This window comes from Streptomyces sp. NPDC091412 (assembly GCF_044756885.1).
Classification (GTDB): domain Bacteria; phylum Actinomycetota; class Actinomycetes; order Streptomycetales; family Streptomycetaceae; genus Streptomyces.
Genome location: NZ_JBIVTV010000056.1, coordinates 1 through 1,754 on the forward strand (window position 1 = coordinate 1; position 1,754 = coordinate 1,754).

Here is a 1,754-nt window from a genome sequence, read left to right on the forward strand (position 1 = left end):
TGTTCGGCTCCGTAGGTGGGGGTGTGGGTGGTGGTGAGGGTTTTGCCGTTGCCGAGGTACATGTGGACGCCGCAGGGGAGGCAGGGGTCGAAGCTGCGGACGGTGCGCATGATGTCGACGCCTTTGAAGGTGTCGGGGTCGTTTTCTTCGAAGATGGGCTGGCCTTGGACGGCGTCTTCGTAGGGGCCGGGGGTGCCGTAGGGGTCGCGGGGGCTGGCGTTCCAGGGGGTGGGTGGGTAGGGGTGGTAGTTGGCGATTTTCTGGTTTTTGATGACGAGGTGGTGGGAGAGGACGCCGCGGACGGCTTCGTGGAAGCCGCAGCCGATGGCTTCGTCGGGGACTTGGAAGTTTTCGAAGACTTTGGTTTCGCCGGCGCGGACGAGGGTTTGGGCTTGTTCGAGGAATTGGAGGGCCATGGCGGCGGCGTAGGCGATGAAGTAGGGGCGGGCGCGGTCGCGTTCGATGGTGTTGGACCATTGGGGGATGGTCCATTCGAGGGTGGTTTCGGGGAGTTTTTCGCCGTGGGGGAGGGTGATGCGGACGCTGTGGCCGGTGGCTTTGATGTAGGGGGTGTCGACGATGCCGTTGAGGGCGGTGGACCAGAGGCGGGCGAGGGGGCCGCCGCCGGTGTCGAGGGCGAGGTGCTGGCCGGTTTCGGGGTGGTGCCAGCGGGGGCTCATGACCCAGCTGTAGTTGTGGTCGAAGGAGCGTTTTTGGGGGTGGGGCAGGGTGGTCTGGTTCCAGGGGTGGCGGTGGTCGACGGGGTTGCCGAGGGGGTCGTGGGTGACGAAGGGTTCCTCGGTGGTCCAGTCGTCGTAGTAGGAGGAGCCGAGGAGGATGCGCAGGCCGAGGTTGATGTCGACGAGGTTGTTGGTGACGAGTTTGCCGTCGACGATGATGCCGGGGGTGACGTACATGGCCTTGCCCCAGTGGTTCATCGTTTCGTAGCGGTAGTCGACGATGTCGGGGTTCTGCCAGGCGCCCCAGCAGGCGAGGAGGATGCGGCGGCGGCCGACTTCCTCGTAGCCGGGCAGGGCCTGGTAGAAGAAGTCGAAGACGTCGTCGTTGAGGGCGACGGCTTGTTTGACGAAGTCGATGACGCGCATGAGGCGGGCGAGGTAGTCGGTGAAGACGGTGGGTTGGGGCATGGTGCCCACGCCGCCGGGATAGAGGGTGGAGGGGTGGACGTGGCGGCCTTCCATCAGGCAGAACATTTCCCGGGTGATGCGGGACATTTTCAGGGCCTGTTTGTAGATCTCGCCTTCGAAGGGGTTGAAGGCGCGCATGATGTCGGCGATGGTGCGGTAGCCGTGGATGTGGCCGCGGGGGGCCTCGGTGCGTTCGGCGCGGGCCAGGACGCTGGGGTTGGTGGCTTTGACCATGGCTTCGCAGAAGTCGACGAAGACGAGGTTGTCCTGGAAGATCGTGTGGTCGAACATGTATTCGGCGGCTTCGCCGAGGTTGGTGATGTGTTCGGCCAGGGGTGGGGGTTTGACGCCGTAGGCCATCTGCTGGGCGTAGTTGGAGCAGGTGGTGTGGTTGTCGCCGCAGATGCCGCAGATGCGGGAGGTGATGAAGCCGGCGTCGCGGGGGTCCTTGCCCTTCATGAACACCGAGTAGCCGCGGAACAGTGAGGAGGTCGAGTGGCACTCGACGACCTCCCGGTTCGCGAAATCGATCTTCGTGTAGATGCCCAGGTTCCCGATGATCCGCGTGATCGGATCCCAGGACATGTCCACGATCTGAGCGGGCTT

The 1,754-nt window shown here is 64.3% G+C and carries 1 protein-coding gene; it reads right to left on the minus strand.

Annotated features, from left to right (window positions below; genetic code table 11):
- On the minus strand, positions 1-1,754 hold a 1,754-nt coding region (locus tag ACIQMV_RS39340), incomplete at both ends, for a nickel-dependent hydrogenase large subunit (protein ID WP_402597918.1).